Source organism: Gordonia sp. SL306 (genome assembly GCF_026625785.1).
Taxonomy (GTDB): Bacteria; Actinomycetota; Actinomycetes; order Mycobacteriales; family Mycobacteriaceae; genus Gordonia.
In genome coordinates this window covers 4454908-4469380 of the sequence record NZ_CP113063.1, presented here as the reverse complement: position 1 = coordinate 4469380, position 14473 = coordinate 4454908, and the positions used below count along the sequence as shown (strand labels likewise).

The following is a 14473-nucleotide window of genomic DNA, read 5'->3' as shown; positions in this document are numbered from 1 at the left end:
CTAACGTCAGTGCGGTGCCGCCGTGGTCCGTCTGACCACCAGTTCTGGCGCGTGCCGATAGACCCGCCGCGGGGCGGTGAGTCGGTCCATGCGCTGGATGAGGAACTTCGCCGCCTGCGCACCGACGGTGAAGTTCCCGTTGTCGATGGAGGTCAGCGAGATGTGGCGCAGGCCGGCCAACTGCGTGTTGTCGTAGCCGAGGAGCGCCAGGTCACGAGGCACCGAGATGCCTCGGTCGTCCGCCGCCGACATCGCACCCAGGCACGTCATGTCGTTGAAGCCGAAGATCGCGGTGGGCGGCGCAGCGGAGTCGAGTAGTCGCGCGGCCGCCGCATGTCCCCCGTCCTCGGTCATGCCGCCGTACTCCACCATCACGGATTCGACCGCCGCACCCGACTCAGCGATGGTCTCCTCGAATCCCCGCCGACGGAGAGTCCCGACCAAGCCCGGCCCCTGGATGTGCGCAAGTCGTCGATGTCCCAGCGCGAGAAGGTGTTCGGTGGCCAGCCGCGCGCCGACGAGATCGTCGTCGACCGAGATGTCCACGGTCGGCAGATCCGGCTCGAGGGTGCCGGCGAGCACCACCGGAATCGACTGGGCCGCCCGCTCGACTTCCACGCGTGCGTCCGTCGTTCCGACCACCACCAGACCGTCCACCTGCCGGGACAGCAATGTCTCCACGGTGTCGCGACCGACCTGGTGATCAAGTCGACTGTCCACCAGAATCGGCGCGACGTCGACCGCGTCCAATGTCGTCGCCAGGCCCTCGATCAGACTGACGTACCACGGGTTCCGCAGGTCGTTGATCACCACACCGACGGTGCCGCTACGGGCCTCCGACAGACCTCGCGCGATGGAGTTCGGCCGGTAGCCGAGTTCGGCCATCGCCGCGCGTACCCGCTCCCGACGTTCCTCGCTGACATTCGGCTCGTCGCGCACCACCCGCGAGACCACGGACTTCGACACGCCTGCGTGAGCGGCAACGTCGCGGATCGTCGCAGCTCGCCGACCGCCGGCGGCGGCAGCACCGCCATCGGGATTCACTTCGTCAACACTCACAATCGTTCATCCTATTGCCCTGGTGATCTACACCACGTATGGTGACTGGGACCGGTCCCATGTTGTCCCAGTGTCCCACAGTTCGCCGGTTTCCGACAGAAGGAGCGCACCCGAATGGTCCGCATGGCGTTGATCGGCGCAGGTTTCATCGGCTCGGTTCATGCCGAGAACCTCGCCGCCCATCCGGGTGTCGAGTTCGTCGGCGTCTACGACGTCGACAGCGCTCGCTCCGCCGACCTTGCTACCCGGAACCTCACTCGGGCAATCGATCTCGATGCGGCCTTCGACTCGTCGGTAGTCGACGCGGTGTTGATCGCCTCGTCGACCGACACGCATGCCTATCACCTCCGACGCGCCGCCGCGTCCGGACTGGCTGTTCTCTGCGAGAAGCCGATCGATCTCGATCTGCACCTCGCGATCGACGTCGTCGGCGAGGTGTGGACCACCGGGAGCCCGATGATGGTCGACTTCAACCGGCGCTTCGACCGCGACTACGCAGAACTCCATCATGCGGTGCGCGCGGGCGAGATCGGCACCGTCGAACTCGTCCAGATGACCACCCGAGGTCCGGCCCTGCCACCGTTGGACTACGTCGCGGTCTCCGGCGGTCAGATGCGGGACCAGACCGTGCACTTCTTCGACCTCGCGCGCTGGATCACCGGAGAGGACCCCGTGTCGGTGTTCGCGGCTGGATCGGTGTTCACCGATCCCCGTATGACCGAGCTCGGCGACGTCGACACGTCGGCGGTGATCCTCCGCATGCCCTCTGGGACGCTGGTCCAGATCGACAGTGCGCGCCGCATCGGCTACGGATACGACGAACGCATCGAGGTCCTCGGCTCCACCGGGATGATCGAGGCCGGACGGCAGCGAGTCGGGTCGGTCACCCGTTATCGGGCAGGGAGTCTCGTCACCGACGGCATGCATCCCGGCTGGTTCGAGCGCGTCGCCCCGACGTATCGCAGCGCGCTCGACCACTTCGTCTCCGCGGTCGATTCCGGCACCCCCGTCGGCCCGACGCTGCCCGAAGCCCTCGCGGCCCAGGCGATCGCCGAGGCCGCCACCAGGTCTCTGCGCTCGGGCGTTCCCGAGACCATCACGTATCCGGCACTGTCTGCCACCACCATCTGAAACACCCGAAGGGACAACACAAGTGAGCAACATCATCGTCGGTTCTGCCCCCGATTCCTGGGGCGTCTGGTTCCCCGAGGATCCCCAGCAGACCACCTACACCCGATTCCTCGACGAGGTCGCCGCATCCGGCTACGAATGGATCGAACTCGGACCGTTCGGCTACCTGCCGACCGACCCGCAACAGCTCCGCGACGAACTCGGCGAGCGCGGCCTGAAGTTGTCCGCGGGCACCGTCTTCGAGCACCTCCACCAAGACGACTCGTGGGATGCCGTGTGGTCTCAGATCGAGGACGTCGCCAAGCTCACCGCAGCCGTGGGCGGCAAGCATGTGGTGGTGATCCCGGAGATGTGGCGTGACCCGGCGACCGGTGTGGTCCTCGAGGACCGCCACCTCACCGACGACCAATGGCTCGCCAAGACCCGGGGCATGAACGAGCTCGGCAAGGCCATGTTCGAGAAGTACGGCGTGCGCGCCCAATATCACCCGCACGCGGACAGCCACGTGGACACCGAGGAGAACATCTATCGGTTCCTCGAGAACACCGACGGCGAGTTCGTCAACCTGTGCCTCGACACCGGGCACGTGAGCTACTGTGGCGGCGACAATCTCGCCATCATCCGCAAGCACCCCGAGCGCCTCGGCTATCTACACCTCAAGCAGGTCGACGAGACCGTGCGCGCGAAGGTCGCCGCCGACGACCTACCGTTCGGTGAGGCGGTCCGTCTCGGCGCGATGACCGAACCTCCGCGCGGCATCCCGGAGATGCCGCCGCTGCTCGACGCCGTCGCCGACCTGGACATCGACATCTTCGCGATCGTCGAACAGGACATGTACCCGTGCGCCCCCGACGCCCCGCTGCCGATCGCCCAGCGCACCGCGCGCTACCTCGGTTCCTGTGGCGTGGCGGCCGTCCGTTTCAGCTGACACCTGACACCTCACCGAGGAAGGTCCCGACATGAAGGTCGCGCTCGACCCCACCCCGTTCCACCACAGCCACTCGCTACTCGAATTGCCCAGCGTCGTGGCCGATCTCGGCTACGAGTACCTCCAGCTGACGCCGCATGCGGACATGATCCCGTTCTTCAACCATCCCAAGGCCGACGACGACCTGGTCGCGAGGTTTCGCAAGGCCTGCTCGGATGCAGGCGTCGGGATCGCTTCCGTGCTACCGGTCTTGCGGTGGTCCGGCCCGGATGAGGATGCTCGTGAAGCCGCCGTCCGGTACTGGAAGCGGGCCATCCAGATCACCATCGATCTGGGCGTCAACGTGATGAACACCGAGTTCTCCGGGCGCCCCGAGAAGCCGGAGGAATCCGAGCGGGCCTTCTTCCGTTCGATGGAGGAACTGGTACCGATCATCGAGCGTGAGGGCGTCGACGTCCGGATCGACCCACACCCCGACGATTTCGTCGAGGATGGGCTGGCCGCCATCCGGATGATCCGCGGGATCAACTCGAAGAACGTCGGTCTGGTTTTTGTGGCCTGCCACTCCTTCCACATGGGTGGCAACATGGCCGAGATCATGACCACCGCCGGCGACATGCTGCGGTTGGTCCACGTCGCCGACACAATGGATCACCATGCGTCACATGGTCTTCGGTACATCACCAACCCGCCCGGAAACGCGGTCCGTGTGCACCAGCACCTGAAGATCGGTGACGGCGACGTGAACTGGGAGGAGTTCTTCGGCACGCTCGGCGAGATCGGCTTCTACAACCGTGACGACACGGTCATGGTGTCCAGTGTCTTCGCCGAGAACGAGAACGCGAGTGACGTCTCGCGGTATCAGCTGGCGACCATGACCGACTACGTCGACAAGTACCGGAGCTGACGTGCCAGGGCACCTGCCGGCACCCCGAACGCTCGACCCATCGACGGCGCCCTCACTGCGCTGGGGAATCATGGGACCGGGCTGGATCGCGCAGCGCTTCGTCGGGGCGCTGCACAAGCACACCGGTCAGAGGGTCGTCGCGGTCGGATCCCGATCGGCGGATCGTGCCGACGAGTTCGCCAGGCGTATGGGCGTTCCCACCGCACACGCCGGTTACGAAGCGCTCCTCGGCGATCCGGATGTCGACATCGTCTACGTCAGCACGCCCCATCCGCAGCATCATCGGTGCGCGCTGGAGGCGATCGCGGCCGGCAGGCACGTCCTCATCGAGAAGCCTGCCGGGATCAACGCCGCCCAGGCGCGCGAGGTCTTCGCGACCGCCCACGCAGCCGGGGTGTTCGCGGGCGAGGCGATGTGGACGCGGTTCCTACCGAAGTTCGATGTGATCCGCCAACTCCTGGACGACGGGACACTGGGGACGCTGCGCACCGTGGCCGCCGATCACGGCGAGTACTTCACCACCGACCACCGAATCTACGATCCGACGCTCGCGGGCGGCCCGATGCTGGACCTGGGCACCTACCCGGTGGCCTTCGCCCAGTGGGTCCTCGGTGAGGTGCATACCGTGTCGGCGATCGGCGTAGCCGCGAATCACGAACTCAACGGCCAGATCTCGGCCACCCTGGGCCATCGCGACGGCAGCCAGTCCCTCGTCTCGACGACGATCCTGGCCGACACGCCGACCACCGCATCCGTCGCAGGTGAGGGTGGGTACCTGGAGCTACCCGGGCCGTTCTACCAGCCGGGGCCGTTCCGGCTGGTGCCGCGGACCGGTGAACCGCTGGTCCATGAGGAGGAGCCGGCATCCCATGAGGACGGGCTGCACTTCTCGGCCGCCGATGCGGCGCGACGGATCGTCGACGGCGCCGTCGACTCCGCCATCCATCCGTCCGCGGACGTGGTCGCTACCCTCGAGGTGATGGACCGCATTCGTGCAGAGATCGGGATCGCGTTCCCGGACGAATGAGGGCCATGCCCGTCGTCGCCGAGCGGGCGCACTTCCCCGTCCATCGTGCGCAGTTTCCCGCCCATCGTGCGCAGGCACCCACCGCAGCGCTGTATGCAGGAGAACTTGTCGATCGGACACCCCCTGTGCGTACCGTGGGGTATGTCCACGTGGTTGATCGTCGCAATCCTGGTCACCGTCTGGGTGACGATTGCCGTCGTCGTGGCACTCATCGTGGGCCGCATGGTCCGCCTGCGAGACGTCAATGAGAAGCACGACGAGCATCAGGAAACGACGTCCGACGACATGAGGCGCCAGGACCGTCGCTGAGTGGTGCGCGAGGCGGGACTTGAACCACCCCAAACAGGCAGGTCAACCAGCCTAAACACCCCCGTTTGCCCACATCCTGCCCACAGCTTCATCCAGCCGCCGCGACACATCATCGAGATCGTCATCGAACAGATCGGCATACACGTCCAGCGTCATCGCCGCCGACACATGCCCCAACATCTTCTGCAGCGCCTTCACATTCGCCCCCGCCGACACCGCCAACGAGGCCGCCGTGTGCCGCAGATCGTGCGGCGTGATCCGCGGAATCTCCGCCCGCTTCACCGCCTGCTGCCACCAGCCGCGCGTGTACGGCGGCAACGGCAGATACCCGCCACCGGGATGCGCCCACACCAGATCGTCAGGCCCCTTGCCCTCGCACTGCTCCACGATCCGCGCCATCAGGAACTCAGGCACCGGCACCGTACGCTCACGATGGCCCTTCGTCGTGCCCACCTCGATCTCCCCGTTCACCTCCACCGCGTTGTCGCGGATCACCAGCCGCCGACGTAGCGCATTCACCCCGCGCACCCGCAGCCCCGTCGCCTCACCCCACCGCAAGCCCGTGTAGCCGAGCGTCAACACCAGCACCGACCGCGCCTGCGCATCCACCGACCCCGCCGCCACCTCGTCGACAAACCGATGCAACGTCTCATGCGTCAAATACACCTTGCGCTTCTGCCCCTTACGCGGCAGCGTCATCCCGCTACACGGATTCGCCGTCAGCATCCGATCCCGCACCGCATCGGCGAGGATGCCGTTGAGCACCTGGTGGGCGTAGATCACCCCGGTGGCCCCCAACGCCCGGGGCTCGGCATCGTCGCGCTTCGGAACGATCGTCAGCCCGTCCAACCACGCCTGCACCTGCGTCGGCCGGATGTCGGCGATCGGCGTGTGCTCCCAGCGCGGTTTCACCCGCACCTCCCACGTCGTCACCAGCCGTTGGCGGGCCGAACGCTTGAGCCTCGAGCGCCGCGCCAACCACTCCTCGCCCAGCTCCCCCACCGTCGTCTTACCGTGCCGCGGATCAACCCAGGTGCCCGCGTTGAGGGACACCGTATTGTCCGCCGCCCACACCTCGGCGGCCTTCTTCGTCGCGAAGCCCCGCCGATCGGTCTGCGTGCCGTCGGGTTTGCGGTAGCGCACCCGGTAGCGGTCGCCGGCCGCCGTCGAATACTTCTTGATCGACGCCATGACCTACCCCACGAGTTCGGCGTGATAGTTGTCGGCCGCCGCCTGCCACGCGACGTCACAGTAGAAGCCGCGCGGCGTCGACCCGGTGCTCATCTGACCGAACACCCGCCACGACGGCGGCGTGGTGCCTGCCGGATTCTCGGCGGTGATCTTCCAGTTGCCGAAGTCGGCGTCGGGGTCGACGAACTTCTCGCGCATCATGTCCGCGCACAGCTTCTCGGCCGCCGCGAGTACCGTCGCCTGCGATGTCCGGTCCGCGGCCAGGTTGGTCGTCGTGGTCGGCGGCGGGCTCGCCGAGCTGTCGCCGTCATCGCCTCCCCCGCCCGCGATACTCGCGACCACGATCACCGCGACGACGATCACCCCGATGGCTAGAAGGTAGCGCCAGTTCGGGCCCTTCTTCGTCGACTTCACCTGGTCGGTCCACTGCTCGCCGTCCCAGTAGCGTTGCAACGTCTGCCGCTGCGGGTCGGGATACCAGCCCGATGGCTGACTCATGATCTACTCCTCATCGTCCCCCCATGCGAGGGATCGTATGTGATGCAACAGAATTGCGTCAGCGGGTGCCTACTATAGAGTCCGGTTGCACTACCGTTGCAACGACGGTTGATACATTCTGGTGCAGTCCATGTCAGGATCGTAAACCGGACATCTAGGCCCCTAGCAGCGTGAACAGTCCCGACTTCCATACCTACCGGCATGTTCCACTTTGGGCACTTGCACGAACTGCGCTCTCGCGAATGTCCGACATGCGACCTCAAATAACGATCAGGTCACCACATTCTCGCTGCGGTAGAAGTGGATCACCGGTCCGAGTACGAGTGAACGAACAAACGCTCGACCGAACCAACAACGGGAAGGCCCTCGGGGTGGCACAGCGGAACGAAAACAGTGAACGAACAGAGCTAATGAACGACCTGATCGATGTCGACCTCGCCACCAGTGACGACGTTGTACTGCCGCACTGTCGCCGACGCCTCCACACCGGCCGCCGCGCGCGCCAGAATGCCCAGACACTCCGCCAGCGCGATCGGCAACTGCTCCGCCGGGACACGATCAGCAATCGGCCGCACCGTCCGCAGATAGTCGGCCATCGCTTGCGGCAACACCAACGTGAGCGGTTCCGCTTCGAGCGCGGTCAAAATGGCAGCCACGTTGTCGAAGTCACCCTGTTCGGCCTCATCGACGTCGGCAACGGTGAGGCCGGATTCTTCCGCCAACCGCTCGCGACCCCAACCCCGCCCAAGCCGTAGCTTGCGGATCTCCGAACCGTAATCCGGTCGCCTGACGTCGCTCATCACCCACAAGGGTACTGGGACCGACGGCGATCCGTAGCGCTTATCGCGTGCCCGTTTGCGCCCCAGCCCGGGCGCTCGATCCCATAGAGGTGTAGCCCGCATGGCTTCTCCCATGAATGACCGTGAATCACTGATGGCCGAACTGCACTGGGTGCATCGGCAAATACCGCAACGGCTGCTGACAACCTCAGACCTGACCGACCTACTGGCGTCGGCGTACCGGGTCTACACCCGGGTCGGCGTCCGGCGGCGGACCCTCGAGCGACACATTCCTCGACCTCACCCAACTCCTCAAGCCCGTCAACGACGGCCTGTGGTCCTACGACATGGACCAAGCCGGATACGTGTTCACCACCCAACTCAAGCGGGATCGCCGCCACGTGCAGTTCCGCACCGACGGCGGGCAGATCAGGTCGTTCAAGTACTCCGAGACGCATGCCACCGCATGGCGGGCGATCGTCGGCGGTAAGAGTCCGTCGGTTCTCAACGACATCATCGAGATCGGCGCCAACCTTGCGATCGCCGCCATCGTCGCCGCCATCGCCACCATCCCCGGCGCCGGCGGTGTTGCAGGCCTCTCGGTCGGCGTCGGTGACCTGTTCGACAACATCTTTTTCGCCTACCAGGTGTATTGGGATCAGGAGGTTGCCGACGAGATCGGGCACGCCGACGCGCTCCCCGAAGGGTTCGCCGACAACACGGCGGCCTGGTCGATCGACGGATATTCGACCGCGCACACCTGGCTCAAAGAGCACGGCGGCAAGGAAGAACTCACCATCACCGCCCAAGGTGGCACACCGGACGGCCGCGGCATCAGCTTCGGCGTCGACAACAACACCCCGCGCCGCTACCAGTTGGGCGACATCGTCACCTGCTGGGACCGCGGCAACACCGTCGAACAGTACGTGTCGTCGGTGACCATCGAGGACGCCCCCGGTGAGCGGGTCGTCGAAACGCCGACGATCGGCCGCGACAAGCGCGCGAAAGGTCCGTGGGATCGGCTGTTCGGCGGCCTCGGCGACATCCAAGGTTCGCTGCACGGTTTCGCCAACGCCATTTAGTGCCAACCCATTTCGTCACTGTGACCGGAGGTCACCCATGTCATCGGACGACTACGCCCGCACCATCATCGCCACCGGTCATTCGATGGGCATCACCCCGCGCGGCATCAAGATCGGCCTGGCGACCGCGCTCGTGGAAGCCGGACCGATCGCCCCGGGCCAGGTCGGCCCGATCCTCATGTACGCCAACGCGAAAGTTCCCGAGTCGCTGAAACTCCCGCACGATGAGGTCGGCTCCGACGGCTACAGCGTCGGCGTGTTCCAGCAGCAGATCCGCAAGGGCAGCAACGGGCAGTGGTGGTGGGCCGACTGCGCCACCTGCATGGACGTCGCCAAGTCGGCGGCACTGTTCTTCGGACGCCTCGCGAAGCTCGACTACAACGGCACCCGCTCGCCCGGCAGTTACGCGCAGGCCGTGCAGGGGTCCGCCTTCCCTGACCGCTACGACCAGCGGTTCACCGAAGCCTCGGCACTCTACGACCGACTCAACACCGGAGGTACCACCATGCCCGACTACGGCATCACCAAGGTCATGCACGGCTACAACGCGAGCAGCGCCGGTATCGGCAACTCGAACGGCCCGCGAGCCAGAACCCCGTTCGCGGTGTTCCACACGCAGCAGGCGAAGAGCACCGCGGTCGCGCTCGCCAACTTCTGCAACGGCACCGCGACGACGGGCAACCCGGTTGCCTACAACCTGTCGATCGACGGCCGCGACACCGTCGAGATCGTCCCCCTCAACGAGGGACCGTGGGCGGCCGCCGACGCGAACGATCTCGGCATCCACATCTGCATCGCCGGATCGTTCGCCGAATGGTCGCGCGGCCAATGGCTCGACGGGGTCGACGACTCGGGCGACGGACTCAACGAAGACTTGGCCATCACCCGGGCGGCCAAGGCGCTCGCCGCAGCGCACCAGCAGTACGGCATCCCGCTCGTCTACGCAGGCGACCGCGGCCGGTCGGGCTGGCCGATCAAGGCGGCCGGCGTCGTCGGGCACATGGACTTCGGGCAGCGCGGCGGCGGACACACCGACCCCGGCATGGGATTCCCGTTCGACGAGCTCATCAAGCGAGCTCTGTCGGCTGGTGTCGCGCCCGTCGTGCCGAACCTCATCGACGCCGCGGCCGCCGCGACACCGTGGGTGGGCGCTCGCATCACCAAGGGCGAGAACAAGCTCAAGGACGGCGCCTGGGCCGAGTTCGCCGACGCGCACATCTACTGGCGCAGCGGCGCAAAGGCTGCCTACGTCATCCCTCACGGCGGGCTGTTTGAGACGTGGGGTGCCGACTACCAGTGGGAGACCGGACCACTGGGCTACCCGACACGGCCGTTCACGAAGCTCGACGGCGGCGCGGTGCAGGCATTCGAGGGCGGCACACTGCTGCGCCAGGACGGGGCCTCGCGCGGCTTCTACGTCCACGGCGCGATCGGCGACCAGTACAAGGCGATGGGCTGGGAAGAATCGGCCGTCGGCTACCCCACGTCGGACGAAACCCCGGTGCCCGGCACCGACAACATCGTGCAGCACTTCGAGCACGGAACCCTGACCTACGTGCCCACGGGCGTCAAGGTCGACCTCACCGGAAAGGCGGCATGACCATGAAGCTGTTCGGCTACAAGCCCTCCCAGATCCGCAAAACCCTGATCGTGGCGCTCGGCGCGCTCGTGCTGATCCTCACGCAGGCACTCACCAGCGCGGCGTCCGTCATCCCCGACACGGTGGCTGTCTGGATCACCGTCGTTGTTGGTGCCGCAACCACCGCGGGTGCGTTCCTCGTGAAGAACGCGACCCTGATCGACGGACTCGACAACGGGGTGGGTAGAGACGAACCCGGCGCGTGACCATCCTGACCCCGGCCGCATGGAACGGCGTCGGCATTGTGTCGTTCCTGATCGTGGCCGTGGCCGGACTCGTCATCGCCCTCATCCGCGGCTGGATCGTCCTCGGCGTCCACCACCGAGAAATCATGGCGCAGAAGGACCGCGAGATCGAGGCCGCCGAGAAACGGTCAGTCGAGGACGGCAGCAGCATCGCCAAGTTCGCTGATGCTGCCGCCCGCTCGACGGCGGCTGCCGAAGTGCAGCAAGCCATCGTGAAAGCCATACGCCAACTGGCGGAGGAGCGCAGCCCATGAAGCTGTGGTGGCGCAGAGAACTGCAGATCGCACGAGAGCGGGCCGACGCGGCCGAGTTGAGACAGCACCAGTCGACAGTTCGGCGCTACGAAGCCGAACGCGTCGACCGACGTGCCCGAGAGCTGGAGGACAGCTTGAACCAGGAACTTCTACGGAACGGATTCGCCGACGCCCTGCGCGCAGCCTTCGGTGGCGTTCAGTGACCGCCAAGATGGTCGCCGACATCGCGCTCTGCGTGTTGGCGGTCGAGCAGCTCGTGTTCACCCTGCAGTACGTGTCCCAGTCACCGTGGTGGCGCACCGAGATCGGCCGCATCTACGCGATGAAGTCGGTCATCTGGACACTCGTCGTGCTGCAGGTGTCGCTCTCGGTCATCACCAGTTCCGACTACCCGGGCCGCCACTGGTATCGGCTGTCCATCTACATCGGCGGCGCCATCTCCCTCGCCCTGCTGATCGTGCTACTCGTCCGCATCCAACGGCAGGGGCGCGCAGCACGTCGGGCCGCGGGGGACCGGCGGACGCAACGACAACTGTGGGCTGACACTCTGCGCGAGTGGGCCGGGAAGGCATCATCGCGATGATCGATCTCCTCTGGCTTGATGGCACCTGGTCGGCACCTGGCAAACGGTCGGCCGCCTCCGAGGCGTTGCGACTCTCACTCGACAGCACACGGGTCCGATTCCGCTACGTCGACTACCCCGCCACGTTCGGACCGGCCACCGGTGTCGGCGACATCTCCCCCGCCGAATCGATCTCGGCAGGCATGGTCGGGCTGACCTTCGCGGTCGCCGAGTCGCCGAACGTGTGCGCCGTCGGCGGATACTCGCAGGGCGCCATGGCGGCCGTCGCGTTCGCCCGCGAGATCCTGCCCCAACGCACGAATCTTGAGGTAGTCGCCGTCGGCGCCCTCGGCAACCCGCACCAGCTCACACACTCGGGCCGCGCAGGCATAGCGGGCCCGCTGTCGGTGCCGCGACCGTACTTCTCGGTGTACGCGCCGTTCGATCCGATCGCCGACTTGCCGATGGGCTCGCCGCTGCGCTCGGTAGCCGATCTCACCGAGTGGATGTCGATTCGCTCCCCCGAGGCGGGGAAACGTTGGGCTGTCGACAATGTGGAGAAACTGGCAAAGCAGAAGGCGCAGGCATGGTGGGCGCCGTGGCGCTGGCATGACATCGAGAATGCGATCAGGGATGCCACCTTCTACCTCGGCACCAAGCACACCACCGACTATGTCACCGGAGGCTATGCCGTGAAGCTGGCGAGAATGATCGAGCAGGTGGCCTGATGGCAGAGGCATTCCACTGGCCAGGTAGCTCGCCGGGCGTCGGCGAAGACAAACTCGCCGTGATTCGCGAGAAGATGATCAACGCGATGATCGTCGCGCCGCTGGCCCGGCTCATCGCACCCAAACTCGGGCTCGATCCGACCGACTTCGACACCATCGAGGAGATCGAGGCCGCCCTCAACCCGTGGGGCGACCTGTTCGGCGGCGATGTCGACTTCGGCGAACTGGTCAACGTCTTCGAGGGCGACTACACCGGCGACGATGCTGCGCTGCTCGCGATCCAGTCCGCGGTCGGCACCCTGCGGTCGCTGGCCGGCGGTCTGATCGATCCGTCACGTATCCCACAACTGTTCCTGTCGCAATTGTCGAATGCGTCGTCGCCGAATCTGCTGTCAGGGTTCGGCGACTTCGGTTCGGCAGCAACGATCGTCGACGGCGGCACCGTGTGGACGTGGGATGCCTCGCAGGGGCGGACGGCCCCCGGGTCGACACGCACCACCGCGGACGGCACGCTGCACGTGCTGAACTCGGAAGCTGTCGCGGCGTCGGAGGGGCAGGCACTCGCCGTCGAGGCCTACGCGAAATGGTCCGGTATCGCCTCGACGGGGACCGCGTTCCTGCTGCAGGTGCGCGCCTTCAACGGGCCGACGCTGGTGTCGACGACCACGATCGGCGATCCGATCTCCTCGCCTGCGGCGTCGGGTGGCTGGTCGCAACTTCACGGCACGTTCACGGTTCCGGCCGGTGTCGACTCGGTGAAGGTGCAGTTGGCGGTGGCGGCGGCGGTGACGGCGGGGACGGTGTGGTTCGACGATGTGTCGTTGCGGAAGACGGCGACGTCGCTGCCGCAGGACTGGATCACCGACCTACCGGATTCGTTGGGCGATCTGTGGACGGGTCTCACCAACCTGGTCAACCAGGCACTCACCGCGCTCGGCATCACCCCGACCGGCAGCATCCTCGACAAGATCCTCGACCTCGCCGACGAGTTGGGTGACTGGCTGGACTCGACGGAGGACCAGGCGGCGAACCTCGATGACCTGATCGGCAACCTCCTGGCCAATCCGTCGACGGTGATCGGCGCCTTGCCACAGTCCCTGGTGTCGGGTCTGTCGACCGCGTTGAGCAACGCCCACGCGCAGACCCTCGCGGTCATCAACGCGGTTCTCGAGGGCATCCGCAAGGTGCCGATGGTCGGGGGTGACATCGCCGACCGCCTTCAGGAACTGGTAGATGAGGTCACCAGTCTCAACAACACGGCCGTAGGTACCCACGCCGCAATCATCTCCGGACACTCGGGTGGTTCCGATGGCGACACCGCTGTCCGTGAGGTAATCGCTAACTACCAGAACCGCCTCTCGGCTCTGGAGGGTGGCGGCACCCTGTTCACGTGCGCCACCTCCACCACCCTCGATCTATCTGCGTTCGGCAAGTTCAAGGTGTGGATGTGGGAGTCATCGTCGCAAGGGCAGTCCGCTGGCGGCGCGTTCATGTTTCGGGCATTCACAGCGGCACAGTTGGAAGCCTTGGGTGTGGATCTGTCGGCCGTGTCGGTGGTAGTTGGCGCGGGGGCAATCAGCACTGGACCAACCGATCTGCCCGCGAGGAAAACGTCCAGGTTTGGCAACTACGGCAGCTCGTGGGCGCTATCAACCGGGACCGGCAACTTCATCATCGACAGTGATGGGCTCTACCGTCAGGCAACGAACCAGACGTCAGGCGGAAACCGTGGTAGCGGGCAAGCGCAAGGCCGTCAGAAATACCTGACCGGATCAGGCAATACGGATGCGACCTCGGGTGCGAGCGGGGGTGGTAGCCACATCGCTTCTGGGGGAAACGGTGGCCCGGCCAACCAGACGGGCGACGGCGGCAATGGCGGCGCAGGGGAAACAGCCGACTACACGAATGGCGCCTACGCAGGCGGTGGTGCTGGTGGCAACGGCGGTGGCGGAGGCGTAGACGGTACGGCTCCGAAGAACGGCGGCAACGGCGGCCCGGGTGGTTGGCCAGGCGGCGCGCCAGGCCTGTACGCAACTGGCGGCTCCTACAACAACAACGTGAGTACGACTAACGGTTCTCCTGGAGCGATGGGAGCACCCGCTAACGGTGGCGTGCTGATCGAAGCGAGTTAACG

17 protein-coding genes are annotated in these 14473 nt (G+C 66.0%); 13 read left to right on the top strand and 4 right to left on the bottom strand.

The genetic code is table 11. The features are described from left to right. Nucleotides 1-6: 6 nt before the first annotated feature. Nucleotides 7-1059, bottom strand: a complete 1053-nt coding sequence (locus OVA31_RS20460; protein WP_267628412.1) for a LacI family DNA-binding transcriptional regulator — start codon at nt 1057-1059, stop codon at nt 7-9. Nucleotides 1060-1173: 114 nt separating this feature from the next. Between OVA31_RS20460 and OVA31_RS20455 the strand changes: the two genes are divergently transcribed. From OVA31_RS20455 to OVA31_RS20435, 5 genes are all read left to right on the top strand, one after another. Further along, nucleotides 1174-2190 carry a Gfo/Idh/MocA family oxidoreductase gene (locus OVA31_RS20455; RefSeq protein WP_267628411.1) on the top strand — a complete coding sequence of 339 codons (1017 nt, stop codon included), beginning with the start codon at nt 1174-1176 and terminating at the stop codon, nt 2188-2190. A 22-nt stretch (nt 2191-2212) separates the two neighbouring features. After that, a complete protein-coding gene (locus OVA31_RS20450; RefSeq protein WP_267628410.1) occupies nt 2213-3118 on the top strand; it encodes a sugar phosphate isomerase/epimerase family protein in 906 nt (301 codons plus the stop codon). A gap of 31 nt (nt 3119-3149) precedes the next feature. After that, nucleotides 3150-4025, top strand: a complete 876-nt coding sequence (locus OVA31_RS20445) for a sugar phosphate isomerase/epimerase family protein (protein ID WP_267628409.1) — start codon at nt 3150-3152, stop codon at nt 4023-4025. A 1-nt stretch (nt 4026) separates the two neighbouring features. Continuing rightward, a complete protein-coding gene (locus OVA31_RS20440) occupies nt 4027-5052 on the top strand; it encodes a Gfo/Idh/MocA family protein (protein ID WP_267628408.1) in 1026 nt (341 codons plus the stop codon). A 141-nt stretch (nt 5053-5193) separates the two neighbouring features. Next, on the top strand, nt 5194-5361 hold the full coding sequence (locus OVA31_RS20435; RefSeq protein WP_267628407.1) for a hypothetical protein: 168 nt from the start codon (nt 5194-5196) through the stop codon (nt 5359-5361). 51 nt (nt 5362-5412) lie between these two features. On the opposite strand, the gene OVA31_RS20430 is transcribed toward OVA31_RS20435, so the two are convergent. The 3 genes from OVA31_RS20430 to OVA31_RS20420 all read right to left on the bottom strand — a co-directional run bounded on the left by OVA31_RS20430 (nt 5413) and on the right by OVA31_RS20420 (nt 7850). Then, nucleotides 5413-6552 (bottom strand): tyrosine-type recombinase/integrase, encoded by a 1140-nt coding sequence (locus OVA31_RS20430; protein WP_267628406.1) that lies wholly within the window; start codon nt 6550-6552, stop codon nt 5413-5415. 3 nt (nt 6553-6555) lie between these two features. Beyond that, nucleotides 6556-7050, bottom strand: a complete 495-nt coding sequence (locus tag OVA31_RS20425; RefSeq protein ID WP_267628405.1) for a DUF2510 domain-containing protein — start codon at nt 7048-7050, stop codon at nt 6556-6558. Between the two features lie 407 nt (nt 7051-7457). Then, the gene (locus OVA31_RS20420) at nt 7458-7850 is read right to left on the bottom strand and encodes a helix-turn-helix domain-containing protein (protein ID WP_267628404.1); all 393 of its coding nucleotides are present in this window, start codon (nt 7848-7850) and stop codon (nt 7458-7460) included. Between the two features lie 326 nt (nt 7851-8176). Here OVA31_RS20420 and OVA31_RS20415 point away from each other — a divergent pair, with 326 nt between their 5' ends. From OVA31_RS20415 to OVA31_RS20380, 8 genes are read left to right on the top strand one after another with little or no spacing between them, the layout of a single operon-like run. Continuing rightward, nucleotides 8177-8911, top strand: coding sequence for a hypothetical protein (locus OVA31_RS20415; RefSeq protein WP_267628403.1), 735 nt, complete (start codon nt 8177-8179; stop codon nt 8909-8911). Between the two features lie 37 nt (nt 8912-8948). Next, nucleotides 8949-10511: an N-acetylmuramoyl-L-alanine amidase gene (locus OVA31_RS20410; RefSeq protein ID WP_267628402.1), complete on the top strand. Its 1563-nt coding sequence runs from the start codon at nt 8949-8951 to the stop codon at nt 10509-10511. After that, nucleotides 10508-10756 carry a hypothetical protein gene (locus tag OVA31_RS20405; RefSeq protein ID WP_267628401.1) on the top strand — a complete coding sequence of 83 codons (249 nt, stop codon included), beginning with the start codon at nt 10508-10510 and terminating at the stop codon, nt 10754-10756. The genes OVA31_RS20410 and OVA31_RS20405 overlap by 4 nt, the downstream gene beginning before the upstream one ends. Continuing rightward, nucleotides 10753-11049, top strand: coding sequence for a hypothetical protein (locus tag OVA31_RS20400; RefSeq protein ID WP_267628400.1), 297 nt, complete (start codon nt 10753-10755; stop codon nt 11047-11049). Before OVA31_RS20405 ends, OVA31_RS20400 begins: the two co-directional genes overlap by 4 nt. Continuing rightward, nucleotides 11046-11252: a DUF7620 family protein gene (locus OVA31_RS20395; RefSeq protein ID WP_267628399.1), complete on the top strand. Its 207-nt coding sequence runs from the start codon at nt 11046-11048 to the stop codon at nt 11250-11252. Before OVA31_RS20400 ends, OVA31_RS20395 begins: the two co-directional genes overlap by 4 nt. Then, nucleotides 11249-11632, top strand: coding sequence for a hypothetical protein (locus tag OVA31_RS20390; protein WP_267628398.1), 384 nt, complete (start codon nt 11249-11251; stop codon nt 11630-11632). The genes OVA31_RS20395 and OVA31_RS20390 overlap by 4 nt, the downstream gene beginning before the upstream one ends. After that, nucleotides 11605-12339, top strand: a complete 735-nt coding sequence (locus OVA31_RS20385) for a cutinase family protein (protein ID WP_267628397.1) — start codon at nt 11605-11607, stop codon at nt 12337-12339. The genes OVA31_RS20390 and OVA31_RS20385 overlap by 28 nt, the downstream gene beginning before the upstream one ends. Then, entirely contained in the window at nt 12339-14471 is a 2133-nt protein-coding gene (locus OVA31_RS20380) for a hypothetical protein (protein WP_267628396.1), read from the top strand. The genes OVA31_RS20385 and OVA31_RS20380 overlap by 1 nt, the downstream gene beginning before the upstream one ends. Nucleotides 14472-14473: the final 2 nt, after the last annotated feature.

Coding starts and splice junctions, on each gene's coding strand:
- OVA31_RS20420 (WP_267628404.1), bottom strand. CDS start 7,850: ATGAGCGACGTCAGGCGACCGGATTACGGTTCGGAGATCCGCAAGCTA.
- OVA31_RS20445 (WP_267628409.1), top strand. CDS start 3,150: ATGAAGGTCGCGCTCGACCCCACCCCGTTCCACCACAGCCACTCGCTA.
- OVA31_RS20405 (WP_267628401.1), top strand. CDS start 10,508: ATGACCATGAAGCTGTTCGGCTACAAGCCCTCCCAGATCCGCAAAACC.
- OVA31_RS20380 (WP_267628396.1), top strand. CDS start 12,339: ATGGCAGAGGCATTCCACTGGCCAGGTAGCTCGCCGGGCGTCGGCGAA.
- OVA31_RS20455 (WP_267628411.1), top strand. CDS start 1,174: ATGGTCCGCATGGCGTTGATCGGCGCAGGTTTCATCGGCTCGGTTCAT.
- OVA31_RS20425 (WP_267628405.1), bottom strand. CDS start 7,050: ATGAGTCAGCCATCGGGCTGGTATCCCGACCCGCAGCGGCAGACGTTG.
- OVA31_RS20410 (WP_267628402.1), top strand. CDS start 8,949: ATGTCATCGGACGACTACGCCCGCACCATCATCGCCACCGGTCATTCG.
- OVA31_RS20435 (WP_267628407.1), top strand. CDS start 5,194: ATGTCCACGTGGTTGATCGTCGCAATCCTGGTCACCGTCTGGGTGACG.
- OVA31_RS20430 (WP_267628406.1), bottom strand. CDS start 6,552: ATGGCGTCGATCAAGAAGTATTCGACGGCGGCCGGCGACCGCTACCGG.
- OVA31_RS20415 (WP_267628403.1), top strand. CDS start 8,177: ATGGACCAAGCCGGATACGTGTTCACCACCCAACTCAAGCGGGATCGC.
- OVA31_RS20395 (WP_267628399.1), top strand. CDS start 11,046: ATGAAGCTGTGGTGGCGCAGAGAACTGCAGATCGCACGAGAGCGGGCC.